This window comes from Enterococcus sp. DIV0970a (assembly GCF_051711265.1).
Classification (GTDB): domain Bacteria; phylum Bacillota; class Bacilli; order Lactobacillales; family Enterococcaceae; genus Enterococcus_D; species Enterococcus_D casseliflavus.
This window is the reverse complement of sequence record NZ_JBIOMF010000001.1, coordinates 1054751-1074328: the sequence shown is the minus strand read 5'-3', so window position 1 is coordinate 1074328 and position 19578 is coordinate 1054751. Positions and strand designations below refer to the sequence as shown.

The 19578-nt window shown below is 43.7% G+C and carries 20 protein-coding genes, 1 pseudogene and 1 riboswitch; of the genes and pseudogenes, 5 read left to right on the top strand and 16 right to left on the bottom strand.

Annotated features, from left to right (window positions below; all coding sequences use genetic code 11):
- Window positions 1-95: 95 nt before the first annotated feature.
- The 4 genes from IGK14_RS05075 (at window position 96) to IGK14_RS05060 (ending at window position 2874) form a co-directional block, all read left to right on the top strand.
- Window positions 96-680 carry a hypothetical protein gene (locus IGK14_RS05075; RefSeq protein WP_438711726.1) on the top strand — a complete coding sequence of 195 codons (585 nt, stop codon included), beginning with the start codon at window positions 96-98 and terminating at the stop codon, window positions 678-680.
- A 103-nt stretch (window positions 681-783) separates the two neighbouring features.
- Window positions 784-1206, top strand: coding sequence for a VOC family protein (locus tag IGK14_RS05070; protein ID WP_438711725.1), 423 nt, complete (start codon window positions 784-786; stop codon window positions 1204-1206).
- 223 nt (window positions 1207-1429) lie between these two features.
- Complete coding sequence (locus IGK14_RS05065; protein ID WP_200126315.1) at window positions 1430-1618, top strand: hypothetical protein; 189 nt, start codon at window positions 1430-1432, stop codon at window positions 1616-1618.
- 404 nt (window positions 1619-2022) lie between these two features.
- Window positions 2023-2874, top strand: coding sequence for an Rgg/GadR/MutR family transcriptional regulator (locus IGK14_RS05060; protein ID WP_438711723.1), 852 nt, complete (start codon window positions 2023-2025; stop codon window positions 2872-2874).
- Between the two features lie 72 nt (window positions 2875-2946).
- Here IGK14_RS05060 and IGK14_RS05055 read toward each other — a convergent pair whose 3' ends face one another.
- The 4 genes from IGK14_RS05055 to IGK14_RS05040 form a co-directional block, all read right to left on the bottom strand.
- On the bottom strand, window positions 2947-4173 hold the full coding sequence (locus tag IGK14_RS05055) for a glycoside hydrolase family 3 protein (RefSeq protein WP_438711722.1): 1227 nt from the start codon (window positions 4171-4173) through the stop codon (window positions 2947-2949).
- Window positions 4174-4303: 130 nt separating this feature from the next.
- Complete coding sequence (locus IGK14_RS05050; RefSeq protein ID WP_438711720.1) at window positions 4304-4834, bottom strand: folate family ECF transporter S component; 531 nt, start codon at window positions 4832-4834, stop codon at window positions 4304-4306.
- Between the two features lie 26 nt (window positions 4835-4860).
- Window positions 4861-4962: riboswitch (THF riboswitch) on the bottom strand.
- A 232-nt stretch (window positions 4963-5194) separates the two neighbouring features.
- Complete coding sequence (locus IGK14_RS05045) at window positions 5195-5377, bottom strand: hypothetical protein (RefSeq protein ID WP_005225550.1); 183 nt, start codon at window positions 5375-5377, stop codon at window positions 5195-5197.
- Between the two features lie 31 nt (window positions 5378-5408).
- A complete protein-coding gene (locus IGK14_RS05040; protein WP_086294894.1) occupies window positions 5409-6674 on the bottom strand; it encodes an MFS transporter in 1266 nt (421 codons plus the stop codon).
- Window positions 6675-6895: 221 nt separating this feature from the next.
- Here IGK14_RS05040 and IGK14_RS05035 point away from each other — a divergent pair, with 221 nt between their 5' ends.
- Window positions 6896-7552 (top strand): Crp/Fnr family transcriptional regulator, encoded by a 657-nt coding sequence (locus IGK14_RS05035; RefSeq protein WP_008378905.1) that lies wholly within the window; start codon window positions 6896-6898, stop codon window positions 7550-7552.
- Window positions 7553-7607: 55 nt separating this feature from the next.
- On the opposite strand, the gene IGK14_RS05030 is transcribed toward IGK14_RS05035, so the two are convergent.
- The 12 genes and pseudogenes from IGK14_RS05030 to IGK14_RS04975 form a co-directional block, all read right to left on the bottom strand.
- Window positions 7608-8000, bottom strand: a complete 393-nt coding sequence (locus IGK14_RS05030; protein WP_010747810.1) for an OsmC family protein — start codon at window positions 7998-8000, stop codon at window positions 7608-7610.
- Window positions 7997-8887 carry an ATP-binding cassette domain-containing protein gene (locus tag IGK14_RS05025; protein WP_002316738.1) on the bottom strand — a complete coding sequence of 297 codons (891 nt, stop codon included), beginning with the start codon at window positions 8885-8887 and terminating at the stop codon, window positions 7997-7999. The genes IGK14_RS05030 and IGK14_RS05025 overlap by 4 nt, the downstream gene beginning before the upstream one ends.
- The gene (locus tag IGK14_RS05020) at window positions 8887-9765 is read right to left on the bottom strand and encodes an ABC transporter ATP-binding protein (protein WP_060791841.1); all 879 of its coding nucleotides are present in this window, start codon (window positions 9763-9765) and stop codon (window positions 8887-8889) included. Before IGK14_RS05020 ends, IGK14_RS05025 begins: the two co-directional genes overlap by 1 nt.
- A gap of 3 nt (window positions 9766-9768) precedes the next feature.
- Entirely contained in the window at window positions 9769-10599 is an 831-nt protein-coding gene (locus tag IGK14_RS05015) for an ABC transporter permease (protein ID WP_010747808.1), read from the bottom strand.
- Window positions 10599-11558, bottom strand: coding sequence for an ABC transporter permease (locus IGK14_RS05010; protein ID WP_002307597.1), 960 nt, complete (start codon window positions 11556-11558; stop codon window positions 10599-10601). The genes IGK14_RS05015 and IGK14_RS05010 overlap by 1 nt, the downstream gene beginning before the upstream one ends.
- A gap of 72 nt (window positions 11559-11630) precedes the next feature.
- Window positions 11631-13211 (bottom strand): ABC transporter substrate-binding protein, encoded by a 1581-nt coding sequence (locus IGK14_RS05005; RefSeq protein WP_416135977.1) that lies wholly within the window; start codon window positions 13209-13211, stop codon window positions 11631-11633.
- Between the two features lie 51 nt (window positions 13212-13262).
- The gene (locus IGK14_RS05000; protein ID WP_010747806.1) at window positions 13263-14093 is read right to left on the bottom strand and encodes a MetQ/NlpA family ABC transporter substrate-binding protein; all 831 of its coding nucleotides are present in this window, start codon (window positions 14091-14093) and stop codon (window positions 13263-13265) included.
- Window positions 14094-14348: 255 nt separating this feature from the next.
- Window positions 14349-15443, bottom strand: coding sequence for an aminotransferase class I/II-fold pyridoxal phosphate-dependent enzyme (locus tag IGK14_RS04995; RefSeq protein WP_016608218.1), 1095 nt, complete (start codon window positions 15441-15443; stop codon window positions 14349-14351).
- Complete coding sequence (locus tag IGK14_RS04990; RefSeq protein ID WP_118214825.1) at window positions 15433-16632, bottom strand: MalY/PatB family protein; 1200 nt, start codon at window positions 16630-16632, stop codon at window positions 15433-15435. The genes IGK14_RS04995 and IGK14_RS04990 overlap by 11 nt, the downstream gene beginning before the upstream one ends.
- Entirely contained in the window at window positions 16622-17590 is a 969-nt protein-coding gene (locus tag IGK14_RS04985; protein ID WP_010747802.1) for a homoserine O-succinyltransferase, read from the bottom strand. Before IGK14_RS04985 ends, IGK14_RS04990 begins: the two co-directional genes overlap by 11 nt.
- A gap of 399 nt (window positions 17591-17989) precedes the next feature.
- Window positions 17990-18760 (bottom strand): annotated as a pseudogene (locus IGK14_RS04980) (C39 family peptidase).
- 138 nt (window positions 18761-18898) lie between these two features.
- Window positions 18899-19510, bottom strand: a complete 612-nt coding sequence (locus tag IGK14_RS04975; RefSeq protein ID WP_005225537.1) for a hypothetical protein — start codon at window positions 19508-19510, stop codon at window positions 18899-18901.
- Window positions 19511-19578 lie beyond the last annotated feature (68 nt).

Here is a 19578-nt window from a genome sequence, read left to right as displayed (position 1 = left end):
ATAAGAAAAACTCCAGCTTCTCAATCGTTTCTTTCTAAGAACCGATTTACACGCTAGCCCACCTTTGTTACGATTGATAAAAAGGATGTGTTGTGATGTCATTGATTGTCTTGATTGGCGCGCAAGCAGTAGGGAAAATGACTGTGGGAAAAGAACTGGAAAAACGATTGGATGCAAAACTTTTATTCAATCACCAGACCATTGATCTTTTTGCGAACTTTCTTGGCTATAGCCCCGCAGCATTCGCTTTGTCTAATCAAACGCGGATCGAACTCTTCAAAGCCTTTGTTCAAAATGAAGCCAACAATACGACAAAATCAATCATCTTTACGGTCTTGATTGGTTTCGATCAACCGGCAGATTTAGCTTTTTTACAAGAGATCGCCCAACTATTTACCGATGCCCAGCAAAAGGTTTATTTTATTGAACTGGTGGCTGATATTGAAGAACGCTTAAAGCGCAATTGCCATGAGGACCGTTTAGCCGCAAAGCCGTCAAAAAGAGCGCTGGCTTTTTCTAGAAACGAGCTTTTGTCTTCGTTTGAAAACTATCGCTTAGAAAGCCTGCCACAGGAATTAACTACCCTTTTTCCAACGATTCCTTCGCTGAAAATCAACAATACCCACTTGTCACCTGATGAAGTGAGTCAAACAATTATTGCCCATTTTTCCTTGACTTAAGTCCAAAAGAAACGCCATTCTCAAGCTTTGCTTCAATACGAAATTGTCTATTGACTTTGACGCTGCGTCAAGCGGTATCCTCTAATCAAGAGGAGGTGTCAAAATGAAGGTTTATGTTATGCCAATGTTTTATCAATTGAAGACAAACGATATTGAACAATCATCAAAATGGTTTGCAGAAATCTTGGGTTTCCAGTCATTGTATCAGTTTCGCAATCAAGAAAATCAAGTGACGATGGACCATCTACGTCTTGCTGACTACCAAGATTTGATGCTGATTGCCGCAGACTCGTTCACTGTTGGCGATGGGGCAATTTTGAATGTAGCGATGAATGATCTTCAGAATATCGCTCAAAAAATTCCCGAAAAGTGGATCGTGGAACCTTTGATGGAAAAGCCTTGGAATGCCCTTGAAATGACCATCAAAGACCCCAACGGTTATTTGTTTACCCTAACAGAGGCAAAAGACAAAATGGAATCAGACTTTCAAATCTTGATGGACCAAACCAAGGATTATTTTCAATAAAAGGAACCGAGTAAAAAAGATGGCTTTCTTACTCGGTTCCTTTTTTATAAAAACTTGATTCTGGCAACAATGACAAAAACGAACGCTCCCTAAATTTTACTAGGAAGCCTTTTCCCCATCAGATATACCTATATACCACTTTAGTATATTTTTAAATATTGAAGGTAATTATTAACACACTCAACTCAGAACATGCTACACTATTTAAAAAGGAGGATTTCCTATGGAAAAGAAATCGCAGCTTCCGTGGTACAAGCGCAAAAAATTCTACCTTCCAGTTGCCGTCGCCCTCGGCGTGATTGGGGTTCTTCCCAGTCTCGTCTCTCTTTTCGGGGTATCGATCGATGATGAATTCAATCCTGATTACTATTCTGATCCGAATGAACCAATGTTCAAGAAAAAACAAAACTGACTGTTGGGATGCCGTATGCAGGTTTTTTGACCAACAAAAAAAGAGCAATCACTCGCTGTTGTGTTTGCTCCTTTTTTAAAAGGGATTCGGCAGACCTACGCACCTTGACAGGGTAAGCTGTTTGGGGAGAGGGCGTTTGAATGCGCGAATGAACAGTAACTTATTACGTGAAACCACTTATACTTTTTTCCTGTTAAAAAATCAATTGCTAACCAATCACAAAGGATCGATTATTTGAAGAAAGAAAAAACGTTAGCCATTAGTTCTACAACTTCCCAGGGAAAACTAAAAAAATCAAACATCCATTTCTCCTCCTTTAATTGACTTTCTTCAAGTTTACCCGCAAAATAAAGCTGTAACATATTTGGACTATTTTTCCGTCCACTTTTTTTAGGAGGGATTTTTTGAAGGCCAATGACTTGTTAAAAGAGTTACGAACGGAACGAAATATCTCACAGCGAAAATTGGTTGAGAACATTTCAGAACGCAGTACACTGGCAACCTTTGAACAAAAAGGGCATCGCATCGCCTTTGATATTTTGCACCAATATTTGGACCGCTTAAATGTCACCTTAGAGGAATTTGAGTATCGCTTGGATGACAATCAAGTCAGCGAAAAAAAACAGCTATCCAAACAGTTGACCACCGCTTACTATGAAAGCAAGTATTCTGAAGTCCTCTCTTTGATCAACAAAGCCCAAGCGCTGTATAAAACCACGAAGGATTTCTTCTATTATGTCCTGTATAGTCAATTCTTTTTGATTTTAGAGAAAAAAGGCGTGGTTACTGACGAGGAAGAACGGCGCATCATCGAAGCGACCATCAAGAAATACTTGGAACGCATCGACACGTGGGGAAAATTTGAAATCTCCTTATTTACCAATCTGCTCTTCCTCTTTTCTGACGAGTACATCTTGTATCAAATGAAACACCTGAATAAAAAAATTTTTTACAGCAATGCGTTAAGTATCAATTATCAAATCTACACAAAATTGCTGACGAATGCGGCTTTCTTGTTTATCGATCGCAAAAAACCTAACGAGTTGGCGCATGTGCTGACGTATCTAGCCGATCACCTGCCGCCGGACAATGATCGTATCCGCTTGATGATTCGTTATTTCGAAGGCATTTACGCCTTGTTTCAAGGAGATCGTACGCTGGGAATGGCCACGATTGAAAAAGCATTGGATTATCTGCGTTTTATTGGGCAAGAAGCCTTTGCCAAAGAATTAGAGGCACTGGCTCAGAGTATCTAAAAAAACCTGCTGCTTCCTCTCAGTAAGAGAACGACTCTCTTACACGGAGGAAACAGCAGGTTTATTTTTTTCTTAAAGTACATGCAATGCTTCTTTCCAGAGCAAGACCCGTTTGACAGAAGCATTCAAATCAGCTTCTAAATAGCGGCCATCTTCAACCGCTTGTACGACAAAAGGAATCTGTTCTTGGTAGGTAGATGAGATCACTAGATCATTTCCCGCCTGCAACGCCTGTAATGCGGCTTCTTTTTGCGGAATGAACTCAGAAAGTCCTGCCATATCCAAGTCATCCGTCATGATGACCCCTTCAAAATGCAATTCATTTCGCAGCAGCTCGTGCACGGGTTTTGAAATAGAGGCGGGTACGGTCTTATCGATACTATTGACGATCGTATGGGCCACCAAAATACTATCGGCACCAGCTTTGATCCCTGCGGCAAAAGGCAGAAAATCCGTTTCCCGCAGTGCAGATAGCGGGCGGTCATCGGTGACGATTTCGACATGCGAGTCACGATTGTTGCCATAGCCAGGAAAATGCTTCAAGGTTGACCCAACGTGGTGTTTCTGTAAAACATGAACCACACGTTCTACAAACGTACTCGTGCCCTGCGCATCCATGCCAATGGTTCGGTCGTAGATAAAGGACTGCGGATCAGTGGAAACATCGGCAACGGGAAACAGCCCAGCATTGATGCCGTAAGCTTTTAAAATTTCCGCTTTCTTTGCTGTATCTTCTTCGATCGCCGACCATCCACCTTGGGCATACAGCTGTTGTGGTGAGAGAAAACGCTGATCCGTAAGGTTCGGATTGCGGCTGATGCGAGTCACTGTGCCCCCTTCTTCATCCATACCGATCAACAGCGGAATGGCGCTGGCTGCTTGGTAATCTGAAATTTTCTGTTTCAAGCTCTCCGCCGTCTCATTTTCGGTATCACGGCCGAATAACAGATAGCCACCGAAATGATACTTTTGAAGCTCTTCGATTTGATTGCTTTCTGGCACACGCACAAAAAACAATTGCCCGACCTTTTCCTCCAAACTCATCGTGGCGATTTTTTCTGCTATTGCCTCTTCTGGCTGTTCTTGCGTGGAAGTTGAAACAGAAGTTGACGTGGAAACTGAGGTGGTTTCCTGACTTTCCCTGCTTTCTTCCTGAGTTTCGTCCCTCAAGCTGCTTTGCTGGATCATGGCTGGCTCTTCAGTTTGCTGTTTTTGCTGTTCTATCATCCACTTCATCCCTCCCATTGCTGCTAAGACCAAGAAAAGAAACAGTCCCATAGCGAGTCCTTTTTTATTCATAGGTTCCCCTTCCCCTCTAAACAAGTTATTGAGAATGATTAAGCCAATCCTTAGAAAGAAAAAAGTGAACCACTGACGAAATATTCGCAGATGATTCACTTCAATGGATGTTATCGTTCTTTTTTACTCGTTAAACGAACCGTCGGATCAGCCGTTTGTATGGTACCGCACGCCCTACGATGTAAATCAACGCAGTTTGTATCGGAAACATGATGACTGCTTTTAGCAAGCGGACAGACCAGATCGCCCAGCTTGTCAAAGGAATATTCAGCATCATAGCTAACCAGATCGGTGTTAAGATCAAGGTTATTAAAAGTGTATTTAACAAGACGACCATCGCCGCTCGTTTTAATGTGACTTCTTTCCGATAAAAGAAGTAGCCATAAATCAGTCCACCAACGAAGGCATTGATGGTAAAGCCGAAAAAGTAGGCTGATTTTGGAAAAATCACCATTCCTGCGATATCGGCTAATGAGGAGCCAACTGCTGTCCAAAACGGACCAAACAGCATACCCATGATCAGCTGTGGTACAAAGGAAAATGTGATTTTGATATAGGAGGTTTCAAACCCCAAGATTTGCGACAAGACCACCATTAAGGCAATCAAAAGTCCCATGATTGCAATCATGTGTGCATCGACTTTTCTTTTCATAGCGAGCATCTCCTTTTAGAGTTGCTACAAATTCATGCAGCGAATGCGAAAATAGAACCGCGAACGAATGATCGTTCTTCGTCCGAAAGGCAACATCCCATCCTTTCAGCACTTAACGCTTTATTTCCTACTCTGATTTTTTTTAGGTATTGCTACCCAGACACACTATAGCATACAAGCGCGGACTGCTACAATTTTTCTTGCTTATTTTCTTGTACAAAATCTGCCAATGTTCGCTTTTCTTTTTTTGTGCATCAAAAAAACGCTTTTCTCATGTGAATCTTTCTACCACCAGTAGGTGAGCAGGAAACATTCTCAAAAAAAAGCGTTCATTCCTGTTTCTTGTTTCCTTTCAAGCCTTATGACAATTTACCCAATCAGATTGTCATTGATCAATACCGATTTGATGTCGCGTAATTGATGATCGATAGCAAGCTGTTCATGGGTCATTGTTGCGGTGACCTCTTTCATGGCATGCATTTCTTCATTCAATTCGTTGATATTCGTTACTAATTTGTTCAATGCTTCAATAATCAATTGATTGTTATCCATGGTGAAACACTCCTTTTTGTAATGGTTGAGGTTAGTCTTCTTCGTTGATTGGCTGCTTCATCGTACCAACGGCGGCAACTGCGCGTTTCGTTTTATAAAACAATTTGTATAAAACAAGAACGACGACTGGGATCAGTCCGCATAAGATGTAGATTTGCGAATAATCAAACAGACCGTGTAAGCTTCCTAGTGCATAGGGACCTACGCCTAAGCCGAGATCCAGCCCGATGAAATAAGTGGAGAGCGCTACGCCGACACGGTGAGGATCGACTTCTTTCAGACAGACGGCTTGTCCATTGGACATGAAGGTGCCATAGCCCAAGCCGACAAAGCAACCCGCAAGCAACAACATCCAGCTGTTGCCAGTAATACTCAATAAGAAAAGACCAAGGGTCAAGAATAGAAAGCTGGGATACATGACCGCATCTGCGCCATGGCGGTCAAACAGTTTGCCCGTCATTGGCCGTGTGAAGGTCACAGAAAGTGCATAGACGATGAAGAAAAAGGCACCGGCCGTTTCCAACCCAAGGTCACTGGCGTAGATCGACAAGAAGCCGAGAACGCTGGAATAAGCCAACCCGATCAAAAAGGCAATCCCAGAAATGAAAAAAACTTTTGGTTCGACAAAACTTTTGATGGACCATTTTTGCAGCTGCGCTTTGTGTTCTTCCGTCAATGGGATGTTTTTGACTGGGAACCAGAAACAAGCGATGGCTGTTGCGATCGATAAAATAGTTGCTAACCAAATAATGAAATCAAAGCCGACCGTCGGTAGTAATAGCATACCAATAAAAGGTCCGACCGCCGCTGCTAAACTAGTACTTAATCCATAGTAATTGATCCCTTCGCCATGTTTGGAAGCTGGGATATAAGCGGTGACGATCGCATTAGCCGCAGTCGAGACGGCACCATAAGCAAAGCCATTGAAAAAGCGCACTGCATCTAAAATATAAATGTTGACTGAGACCAAATAAGCAGCGGTGGTAATGACATAAAACACTATCCCCCAGCGCAAAACGGCTTTACGACCAACTAATTCTAAAATTTTCCCAACATACAAGCGAGCGATCAAGGTCCCGATAATGTAGATCCCCGCTGCCAAGCCAGCTTGTGCAGTGGATGCCCCTAACTCCTGCGTGGCAAATTTCGCGGTGATGACGACAAAACAATAATACACGAGAAAGACGATAAAATTGATCAAGGTAATCGTGATAAACCCTTTGTTCCATAGTTTTTCATTTTTAGTTGACGGCAACGAGCTGACGACTCCTTCTTGATTGGTTTCCCTATCTGACATGTTTCTTCCATTCCTCCTGTTTGTGCTGTGATGCGTTTTACTATACCGAAACTTCCTCTGCTTGAAATGCGCTTTTGCTGTTAAAAAAGAGCATTAACAAGAAACATTAACATTTGTTATTGCTTTTTCACCAGAAATGTCTTTTAATGAAGCATGAATAGAGGAAATTTCAGATTTTTTTCAGAAAATGTTGGGTTGCATGAAGTGAAGGAGTAACGTGGGTGGAGAAACAGATATTACGTGATTATTTAGAAAAACAAGCAATACCGGTCGTTATCCGTAAGAAAAAGAGTTACTTGACATATGAAGGCATCCCGGATCGCTACGTCTATATTTTAAAAAAAGGCATCATCAAAACTAGCGTAGTGACCCATGAAGGGCGCGAATTCAACTTGCGCTATTTGACGGATTTTGAGATCGTCTCTTTGTTTAAAGACGAATCCTCTCAAGAAGTCGAAGCCCCTTTTAATGTGCGGGTTGAATCAGAAGAAGCCGAATTATACAAAATCGTGCGGGATCAATTTTGGGCAGATGTCAATCGTGATCGCCTGCTGCAGGATTATGTCAAAGAGTATTATCGAAGAAACTTGATGGATACGATGAAAAAGATGCAGCAAATGCTGATGAACGGCAAATTTGGTGCTGTCTGTACCCAAATCAATGAGCTGTATGAAACGTTCGGAATCCAGACAACAGATGGTGTCTTGATTGACTTTGAAGTCACCAATGAGGAGATCGCTCGCTTTTGCGGCATTACCTCTGCCAGCAGTGTCAATCGAATGATGCAAAAATTACGAGAATCTGGCGCCCTAAAAAGTGTCGATCGCAAACTATTAGTGACAGATATCGACTTTATTCGGGAGAATATTATTTATTGATCAAAAAAAAGACTTTGTACGCCTATTGGTTTCAGGCACACAAAGTCTTTTTCGATTAAATAAACGTCACTGTTTCCGTCACTTCGATAGCTGGATCTAATGATTGGATCACGGGGCAATTTGGTGAAACGAGTTTTAGGCAACGGGTCGCTTTGTCATGGTCGGCTTCAGCGATTTTCGCATAAAACTGAATGTGGATGGCACTGACTGGTTGGGCTTTTTTGTTGTCGTCCCGGTCATAGCTGACTTCGATCTTTTCGATTTCTGCTGTGATTTTTGAATTCTCTAGGACGGATGCGTATACATAGCCGCCGCAAGCAGCGACCGCACTCACCAGCATTTGGACTGGCGAATAGCCTTTTTCCCGTGCTAACACCCAATTGCCAGTTGGGGTCGTCATTTCAAATTTGTCGCTTCCTTGATGGATCGTCAATGTTTCTACTGTCATCGTTTTTCTCTCCTCACAAAATGATCTGGTTCAACTTCGACCCATTCATACAATGGTGTCAAAGTAATCGTGCTTTGAATCTCCGTTTGTTCCATCGCACCTCTTGCTAACACAGGATCAGCGATCGGCGCTGCTGCTAATAATTTCTTCGTGTAAGGATGCAGCGGATTGTCAAACAAACGGTCGGTGGGTGCCAATTCAACTAGTTTCCCTTGATACATGACGGCTGTTCGGTCACTGATATGACGAATCACGGACAAGTCATGGGAAATGAACAAATAAGACAATGAAAACTCTTTTTGCAGACGCAGCAGCAATTGGATGATCTGAGCCTGAATGGAGACATCTAATGCCGAAGTCGGTTCATCACACAAGACGAACGCCGGGCGATTAACCACCGCACGAGCGATGCCGATCCGTTGCCGTTGTCCGCCGCTGAAACTGCGGGGCAGTTTATGGACATCATCACCCGTGATCCCGACGATCGCTAAGATTTCTTTGGCTTTCGCTCGGGCAGCATCTTTCGTTTCATGATACAACGGCTCCATCACCAGTTCAAGTGCCGTCATGCGGGGATTCAATGATGAATACGGATCTTGGAAAATGATCTGCATTTGCTGATACGCTGCTTTGCGATCTTCTGCCGTCAATGCTGTTAGCTCTTTGCCTTCGAAGAAAATCTCCCCGCTTGTTAAGGTCTCTAAATTTAAAATACTGCGTCCTAAAGTGGTTTTCCCACTCCCAGATTCCCCTACTAGCCCCAATGTCTCGCCCCGATGGATCGTTAGGCTGACATCTTCGACCGCTCGGACTTCACTGACAGTGCCGCGCCAGTTTTTGCTGCGAAAGGTTTTCGTCGCATGTTCTACGCGAATCAGTTCTTCCATTATTCTGTCACCTCCTGATTGCGCCAAACGCGATGGGTCTTAGATAACTGCGTTTCTTGCAACTCATCTGCCAATGTCTCATGATAGTCAAAGACTTTTAATTCGGCATGCTTGTCGCCTAAATGGGCCGCCTGCAATAATTGTTTCGTATAAGGATGCGCAGGTTGATAAAAGATTTCTTCTGTGGTGCCTTCTTCCACGACTCGACCTTGATACATCACTTTAATAAAGTCGCACATTCCTGCAACGACCCCAAAGTCATGGGTCACAAGGACGACGGAAAGCTGGTTCTCTCTTTGCAGATTTTTGATCAAGGCCAAAATCTGTGCTTGGATCGTCACATCTAAAGCCGTCGTCGGTTCATCTGCGATCAGCAATTTCGGTTGCGCCAATAAAGCCATGGCGATCATCACCCGCTGACGCATCCCCCCTGATAGCTCGTGGGGATATTGTTTCATGCGTTGCGCTGGAAAAGGTATGCCGACCTTCTCTAACTCTTTGACGGCGATTTCTTGAGCTGCTTTTTTCGATACGTTTTGTGAGCGGCGAATCACTTCGATCAAATGATAGCCAATCGTACGCAAAGGATTCAACGAAGTCATCGGGTCTTGAAAAATCATGGCGATCGGTAATGTTCGACGATCGGTCACTGCTGCTCCTTCAAATGTATAACTGGCATAGTGATCGGTCACCTTATCAGGCAAAAGATCCATGACACTTTTCATGGTCATACTTTTGCCACTACCAGATTCGCCGACGATCCCAACCACTTTGCCTTTTGGAATCACTAGATCCAGCTTTTTGACTAACGGTTTCGGACCGGTTTTGCTGTGAAACGTCACATTCAACGCTTCGATCGCTAATAATTCTGTCTTCATCGGTCACACCTCCCTTTGCAAGACATGTTTGATCATGTCGCCGATGTTGTTGAAGGAATAGATGGTGAAAATAACAAAGAGCCCTGGAAGGATCGCCATGTATGGTGCCCGCTGCAAGCTGTTTTGCGCATTTTGCAACAGACTGCCCCACGAAGCCATCGGCTGCTGAATGCCTAATCCGAGGAAGCTCAACGCTGATTCGGTCATGATCGCTCCAGAAATACTTGCGGATGCCGCAACGATCAAGGTTGGCAGTACTGCTGGGAAAACATGCTTCACGATAATACTGAATGAAGAACGACCGATAAATTTCCCGTAAGCAACATACTCCCGTTCTTTCGCTGCTAACGTTTCACCACGAATCAAACGAGCGATGTTCATCCATGAAAACCCGCCGATCACAATAATGATCGTGGTTAGTCCAGGACGTAAAAAGACGCTCAAAACGATCACTAACACCAGCCAAGGAATTGATGACAACACATCGACGAGCCGCATCAGCAAGTTATCGATCCATCCGCCAAAGTAGCCAGAAACAAGACCGACAAGGGTCCCGATAAACGTCGCAGTGATCATTGCCAACACACCTACAAACAAGGACACCCGACCGCCGTAGACGACCCGAATAAAGTAATCCCGCCCCACTTCATCAGTCCCAAACAAATGAGCCCAGCTCGGTGGCTGTGACATGTTGCTGACATCCGTTGCATTGGGATCGATCGGGATCAAAGGCGCAACGAGCGATAACACGATCAATAACGTCAAGAAAACGACAGAAAAAGTATAGATGGGCGAAGCAAGCATGACTTCACTGATTTTTTTGAAACGTTTCATTACTTGCTCCCTCCTTTACGGATACGTGGATCAACCACGGAATATAATACATCCGCTAACAAATTTCCTAAGATGACCAGTGTTGCTGACAGCAGCATGATCGCCATGATCACAGGATAATCGAGGCTTTTCGTTGCACTCATCAAGTAAGGTCCGACGCCCGGCCAACCGTAGATCGTTTCTGTAATGATCGCACCGGTAACTAACATCGGTAACGCCAAGCCGATTTGTGTGACAACGGGAATCAAAATATTGCGACTAATGTGACGACTGAAGATCTGCCATTTGCTGGCGTGGAATGCCCGTTGCACCATCACGTAGTCTTCTGATACTTGCTGAGTCGCTGATGCCCGAATATACCTTGTCAAATCTGGGAAGAAGGCGACAGTCAATGTGATATAAGGCAAAATAAAGTGCTGCAGAAAATCGCCAAAATCCCCTTCTTTGCCGACTGTATACATGCCAATGATCGGGAACATATTCAATAAGTAACCAAATACATAAATCAAGATCATCGCAAACCAGAAGGTCGGCACGGCGATCCCTAGAGATGCTACAGCGTCAATGATCCGATCCCAAATCTTTCCTTTGTTGGCAGCGGCTAACAGACCTAAAATGATCGCCAGCAATAAAGCCGTCAAATATGCAGGGATCACTAGCCGCATCGTATTCGGGATCCGAGTCGCAAGTTCTTGTGAAATGCTGCTTTGAGAAACCAACGAAAAGCCAAGATTACCAGTAAGAACATTTCTGATCCAAAGAAAATATTGAACCAAAAAGGGTTGATCCAAGCCATAGCGCTGCCGCAACAGATCGATTTGCTCTTGTGACATATTCGGTGTCGTGATGGAATCGATCACATCATACGGGGCGATATGTATTAGTGAAAATACGATAAAAGAGATCACAAATAGCAAAGGGATTGCTTGCAATACTCGTTTTGCAATATATCGAAACATAATTGACCTTCTTTCTTTTTCATAGAAAAAAGCTGTGATAAAAAAGATTCCTCTTTATCACAGCCAATGGATTTACTTGATTGTCAATTTAGACATATCTTCGAATGTATAGATTGGGATCAAGCCTGCATCTTCTACATTACCAATTCGGTTATTGACCGCTAAGATTTTCTTGTTGTCAACGATTGGGTAAATGATCGCTTCGTCAGCAATGGCTTTTTGCAGATCATCGTACAATGCTTCACGCTTGTCTGTGTCCAATTCAACTGCTGCTTGCGCAAACAAATTGTCAATGGTTTCGCTATTGCTTTGGAAGTAGTTGGCACTGCCGCCAGTTTCGAATAAACTGCCGTATAAGTCAGGGTCATTCCCCATGATATACCCGCCAAGGAACAGGTTGTATTTCGTTGAATCAGGTTTTTTCAACTCAGTGAAGATCGCAGTACCATCGCCCCCTTCAAGGGTAACTGTGATGCCTGCTTGTTGCAATTGTTGTTGGATCAACGTAGCTTGGATCGTTTGAGCTGGATCAGTTGAGTTGAACGCCAAGTTCAATGAAAAATCAGTGACACCTGCTTCTTGTAAAAGCTCTTTTGCTTTTTCAGCATTTGTTTCATATTTCTCGACATCTTCGGTAACGTATGGATTGTTCGGTGGTAAGAATGAATACGGTGTTGCATAATAGTCTTCATCTAAATACGCTGCTTGATTTAATTCATCTTTGTTCAAAGCATATAAGACTGCTTGACGGACCTTCACATCTTGTAATGCATCTGAATGAGTATTTAAGCCTAAGTATCCAATGCGGTTTTCTGTATAGGGATAAACAGAAATTTGCGTATCATCTAAGTCTTCGATATCTGAAGGCAAAACAACGGCTGCGTCAACTTCCCCTTTTTGCAAAGCAACTTTGGCCGTATCAGTACTTTCAATGATCCGCAAGGTCACGTTTTGAATCGAAGGCTTGCCGCCATAATAGTTTTCGTTGGCTTCAAAAGTAAAGTACTCACCACGTTTGTATTCTTTCAATTGATATGGACCCGTACCAACTGGTTTTTCAGGCAGTTCACTGACCGAAAAGTCGCTAACATCTTTAAAGATGTGCTCTGGAATGATGTATGTTTCGGTTGCGATATTGCTGATTGCTGCTGCACTCGGTGTTGGCAACACAAATTTCACGGTGTATTCATCCACTTTTTCGATCGCGATCGGCTGGTCGTCGACCCAAAGCGAATCGGCATTGCCGTTTTCTTTTTTGACTTTTTGTTCATACGTGAAAACAACGTCATCGGCGGTAAAATCTTCGCCATCTGACCATTTGACATCTTGTTTCAAATGCACGGTCAATGAAAGGCCGTCTTCCGCCGGTTCCACTGATTCCGCTAACGCATTTTTCGTCGTTCCATCTGCTTCCACTGTAACGAGTGGAGAATAGATCATGTTTGTCACTGTCAAGCCCCAGCGATCACTGGTGTTGATCGGGTTGGTGGACGATGGGTCCCCGCTGATGGCATAAGTGAATGTTGCATCATCGCCAGCACCAGCTGCACTGCTGGTTGCCGTTTCCTCTGTATTTGATCCACCGCAAGCTGCTAGAACGAATCCTAGTCCGACGACGGCAACACTTGCTAAACCTTTTTTCCAATTGATCATTTTCCCATCCTACTTCCTGTTCCTATATAATTATAGTAGATTTTTTGCTTTTTATTCCCAAACAGGGATACTTGATTTCTTGGTAACTTCGTCAATAATTGCTTTTACTTCATCGGTCTGATAATACGCTACGACCGTTTGGTACACATCATTTTCTGCTTCGTCTGCTCGCGCAGCAATGACATTATAATAGGGCGTGGAGGAGTCAGCCACAGGTTCTAAGAAAATCGCATCTTCTGTAGGAACCAAGCCAGCATCGACTGCCATGCCGTTGTTGATCAAAGAGATGTCGACATCGGTCATTGCCCGAGCCGTTTGATTGGAATCAAGCAGCTCAAATTTCAAGGCTTTGGGATTCTCAGTGACATCACTGGTTGTTGGCAGTAACCCTTTTGATTCATCCAAAGTGATCAAACCGGCCGTTTGTAAGAGTAATAGTGCGCGGCTTTCATTTGACACATCATTGGGTAAAGCCACCGTAGCACCATCTGCCAATTCGCTGACATCAGTGATTTTATCGGAATAAATACCAAGTGGGTTTAATGTCGTATACGCAATCGTCGTGTTGGAATAACCACTTTCTTCGTTGACATTATCCATAAAAATTTCCGTCAATGCTGCGTGAAGATCGATTGACCCATCCTCTAATGCGACGATTGGTTGGCGATAATCGATGAACTTCACCAGTTGCAAGTCGATATTTTCGTTTTCCTTCAATTCTTCCTGCACATGTTCCCAGGCTTCATTTTGTTCGCCAACGACACCTAATTTGACGACGGTCGTTTCTTCATCCGCTTGGTTGGTGCCACAAGCAGCCAAGCTAAACAAGGCAAACAGCCCAATCACTCCTGTCGTCAACACATTTACTACATTTCTTTTCATCCCTTTTTTCCCCTTTTGTTCCCTCCTCAGATCAATCGTCCTATTTCCTTGTCGAATGGCCAACTAGACCAATTTCCCCTCTGTTTCTCAAAACAACCTACTTTTTCAAAGGAGAAATGGTTAATCCCTGTTGCCGTCAACCGAAAACATCGGACTCACTATTCATATGTAGTGTAACTTTATCCTATACAACTAAAACTGTCAATAAAATTACTCTACAAAAGTAAGTTTTTCACTAGCTGATCTGTGGTTGGGTTATTTGAATATCTTCAGTGCATTTTCTAAGTCATCAATCAAATCTTTACTACTTTCGATCCCAATGGAGATCCGTAAAAGATCCGGCGTCAATCCATAAGATTCTCGTACCTCTTGAGGAATATCTGCGTGGGTCTGTGTCGTTGGATACGTGATGAGACTTTCCACACCACCCAGGCTTTCCGCAAAGGTAAAGACCTTTAATGCCGCTAAGAAGCCGCTGATTTTGGTTTCATCAAGCACCCGAATACTGATCATCGCCCCTGCATTTGGGTACAGCACCTCTTTGACCGCCGGATGGGCTCGTAAAAAGCGGCCAACTTCCTTGGCGTTGGCTTCCTGTCGTTCAAAGCGCAACGGCAGCGTCTTTAAACTTCGGATAAATAACCACGTATCAAAGCTGCTCAAGGTCGGGCCTGAAGTATTGGCTAAATAATTCAAGCGCTCCCCTACTTGCGCATCTTTGGCGATCACGACGCCAGCCAAAATATCATTGTGACCTGATAAGAACTTGGTGCCTGAATGGATCACTAGATCCGCGCCTTCTTCTAAGGGCAGCTGTCGTAATGGCGTCAAAAAGGTATTATCTACGATCAGCAGCGCCCCATGGTCGTGAGCAAGCTTGGCGGTTTCAGCAATATCCGTCACGGTCATCAAAGGATTCGTTGGGGTCTCTAAAAAGACAGCCGTTACCTCGTCAGTTAATTTTTCACTTAATTCTGTTACAGTGCTGAAGGTATCGAAGAATGCCCGTTGGCTTTTTTCCAATTCTGCAAAATAGCGAAAGCTGCCGCCATACAAATCACGAGAAACCAAAAAGCGACTCCCGCTGGTAAATAAGTCAAAAATCAAAGCGATCGCACTCATGCCAGAGCTGGTCACTACTGCCCGAGCTCCTTTTTCTAATTCAGCAAGACCTGCTTCTAAGATATCACGGGTCGGGTTTTTGGTACGGGTATAATCATAGCCAGTACTTTGCCCTAACTCGGGATGAGCAAAGGTCGTGGAAAGATAGATCGGTGGGCTGATCGCCCCAGTTTGCTGATCCGAATGATTGCCTAATTGTGCCAGAAAAGTTGCTGTATCAATCGTCATGTCGTTCCTCCTTTTTGATTGCCTCGATCATGCGATCAAGGGCTTCTTGAATGATCGTCGGTGTTGTCGCAAGATTCAGACGAATCAAGCCCTGACCGTCTTGTGAAAACCATTCCCCATAGTCGACTGCCAGACCGGCAGTATCTTGGATCACGTGCTTGGTTCGTTCTTTGGCAATGACTTGCCGCAGATCCACCCAGAGAAGATAGGTTCCTTCTAATGGCAGGACCTCAATTTTGGGAAATGCTTCTTGCAGTTGCTGGCGGACCATTTGTTCGTTGGCAGCAATCACCAAAAGCAGGTCCGCTAGCCATTGATCCCCCGATTCATACGCGGCTTTCGCAGCCACCAATCCCAAACGATTGACTTCCGTCTGCTTGTATTGTCGGCACCACTCCTCATAGGCTCTACGCATCTCTAAATCAGGAATCCAAACATGAGAGAGCAATAATCCTGCTAAGTTGAAAGTTTTTGAGGGCGAATCCAGAACGATCAGCTTCTCAAAGCCGAACCCCTGTGCCACTGTCACGGCTGAAACAAATTGCTGCTCACCGAGTATCAGCTCACGATGGATCTCATCGGCGATCACGACAACCTCATGTTTTTGGCAAATGGCCAATAACTGATGCAATTCTTTCTCTTGCCAGACCCGCCCTACTGGATTGTGGGGGGAGCAGAGAATAAATAGTTTCACTTTTTCTTCAATGATTTTGGCTTCAAAAGCAACAAAATCGATTTGATAAGAATTCCCCACCTTTTGCAAGGGTGCTTCTATCAAGCGCCTTTTCGTCTCTTTGATGCTGTCAAAAAAGGGATAATAGACGGGTGGCTGGATCAAGATGCCATCGTCTGGTTCTGTGAAACAATGAAGCAAATCAACCAAAGATTGGACGACCCCTGTGGAAAACGAGAGCCATTTTTCTTCGAATTTCGTCCCCCAGTGGCGATCTTGCCAAGCTTGATAGGCTAAAAAATAGCCTGAGGGGGGAATCGCATAGCCAAAGGTTCCTTGAGCAACCAGTTGCTGCAAGGCTTCTTCCACTGCCTTTGGCGCAGCAAAATCCATATCAGCTACCCATAAAGGCAAAAGCTTTTCTCCTTGGAACCGTTGATCCACAAGATCCCATTTTAAAGAATCAGTGCCTTTTCGCTGTCTAGCATAGTGGGAGAGAAAATGCTCAATCGTCATTGATACTCACCCGACCTTCTGGCTCACTGCCAATTCGGTATCCTTCTTTCGTCGGCGTGACGGACAGGTCATACGGCGTTCGCAAATAGGTTTCATTGATCCAATTGCTGAAAAACAAAGAGGCATGTCCCCGCCAACGGTTGGTAATCTTTCCGCCTAAACGGTCATAGGCAAAGTAATTTTTGGGCAATGCGGTAGCTAAGCCCCGTTCCATGTCTCGCAAGTACTCTTCATTCAAGGTCGTTGTGTGGTATTCAAAATGCCCTAGCAAGAAGGCATTTTTATGATCTTCTGATACGAAGATGGAAGGCCCTGTTTCAACACCCGCTGCCAATATTTCTAAAGGCGCTTGGGCGAGCTGGCCTTCATCGATGCCAGTATAGCGCGAATGGGGCGTATAAAAGACGTCGTCAAAACCGCGAACGAGCGGATGAAAATGCGTGACTGCTTGTTCGAAGACGCCGAACAACTTGCTTGGGTACAACACTTTGTCGATACCATAATGGTAATAAAGACCAGCTTGTGCCCCCCAACAAATATGCAGGACTGAAGTGCAATTCGTCTGGCTCCAATCCATGATCTCTTGCAGTTCTTGCCAATAATCAATGGCTTCAAAGGCCATTTTTTCAACAGGGGCACCAGTGATGATCAAGCCGTCGAATCGTTGGGACTGGATCACTGAGAATTCTTGATAGAACTTTTCCATGTGATCGACAGACGTGTTTTTACTTTCGTGGTACTTCATTTTCAGTAAAGTTACTTCAATTTGCAGCGGACTTTGGGAAAGCAGGCGCAGCAATTGATTTTCTGTGGCGATCTTTTTCGGCATTAGATTGACGATTGCGATCTTCAAGGGACGAATCTCTTGTTTCGCCGCTTTATGCTGCAGTAAGGCAAAGACATTTTCTTTTTGCAGGACCGCTGCAGCGGGTAGTTCTTTGGGAATAATGATCGGCATTGCTTCAACTCCTTACAGATAAATTTCTTGTTGAAAAGAAGGCGAATAGTTTCGGCTGTGAGAAACAAAAAAAGCCGCCCTTTTATCCTTACGGATAAAAGGGACGACTTGATGCGCGTTACCACCCTAATTCGTGCTATTCTCACAAATAACACCTCAACAGTACACTATGATACTTGGCGCTGTAACGGGCGCATGCCGTTTTGCTGGCGTGAACCAACAAAAAAACTCAGAGCTCATCTTCACTGATCACCGCATGTCTCCTTTTTCACCAACCGGAGTCTCTGTACCTTTGTTGATCTGCTACTCTTCTCTTCAACGTTATCGATTTCTTTGTTTAATTTTAAAAAATTATAATTGTTTTTTCATTTACTGTCAACGGCAAGTTAGGGGTTTTTCTTAGATTTCTTCTAAATATAAGTATTGCTGACCCATTTTTTCATAGATCGCTGCTAAGTCTTCTTTGCTGACTTCACGATCCTTATGTCCATAAGGGTCGTTGACATACATCGTCTCCCCATCGATGCCTGTGATCACCACCGAATGGATCAATGCCGTCACAAGGATTTCGCCATTTTGGGTATTCTATTGAAAGAAATCCGCATCGGTAGGTACTTGTAATTCTAACGTCGCAATCATCCAAACTGGTTTCCCAGATTGAAGTACTTTGACGATCTCATCAAAGCTTTTGTCTCGTCCACTAACAACTTCGTATTGCTCTTTTACAATCCTTTCGGCGACATCGGTGATCGGTTCTACGTCAACCCCCATCGCGCTATCACCGTCATAGATGTTTCCAACAAAGCCTTCTCGCGGATCTCCATGGTGATAATAATCCTCATAAAGCGGGACATACGCTAATTCTTCCGCCAATTGATTTTTATTGGTATCAAATCCGTAAAAATTCAAGAGCATCGATAAAGCCGTTACCTCACAGCCATTCCCTAACGCCACTTCATCGAATTGATTTTCTAACGGAACATCCAATTGAATAACCTCACTGTATTCAGGCTCTGGTGTTTGTTCTTCATCCGAAAGTGCTAGTGTCAATTCATCCTCTATCTTTTCAAAGGGGGACTGCCCGTTCTTACTGTCATAAAAAATCAGCAGAAAGAAGAGCATCAAGACGAACATACCTAAAAGTAACCGTTTTAACTTTTTCTTCTTCATCTACTTCCTCCTCTTGTATATTATAACTTATTTCTGTTTATTATTTCACTATAATAAACTTTTTAGGAAGGAGTATTTTCTTAATCTAAACACAAAAAAATAGACCCGTTTAGGCAGCGGGTCTATTCAAACTGGCGCTTATGCCGCTTTCTTCTGTTTCTGAATAAAGCGTCCTTTTGCTTTTGAAAACGAACGAATATCAAATTGTTTGCTTAAGGCACCTGCAACAAAATAAGCCAAATTGAAATCGATCAAGCTATGGATCAAACCGCCGATCCCCATCAAAACGAACAAGAAATAGTAGAAATTACCATCGAATGCGGTCCCTGGTACATTTCCTGTGAAGTAAAAGGCGGCAACGACTGCCATTTCTACGGCAGAATGGATCAATCCGATAATCAAGTTAAAGCTCTGAAATTTGATATTCAATAAAGAGGGTTTGCCATTTTTCAGTAAAATATCTGGGTGCTTCTGTAAATAAAAGGCACCGATGACGGCAAAAACAACATGGGACAATGCCCGTAAAGCAATGATTGGTGGCAGTGTTAAGAAAAAGCCAAAGGTCGTTCCTAAAGCTACCGCGATCGCCATCGCAGGTGAAAAGAACATCGCCACAAAGACGGGCACATGGCTAGCTAAGGTAAAAGATGCTGGTCCGATGACGATTTTGGGCATTACCATGGGAATGACGATCCCCATGCCGATCAACAATGCAGCGATCGTTAAATGGCGAATGGAATGATTTTTCATTTATACTCTCTCCTTCAATGTGTCATGACAGTTCTGTCTTGCTTATTCTACTGGTATTTCCACGAGGT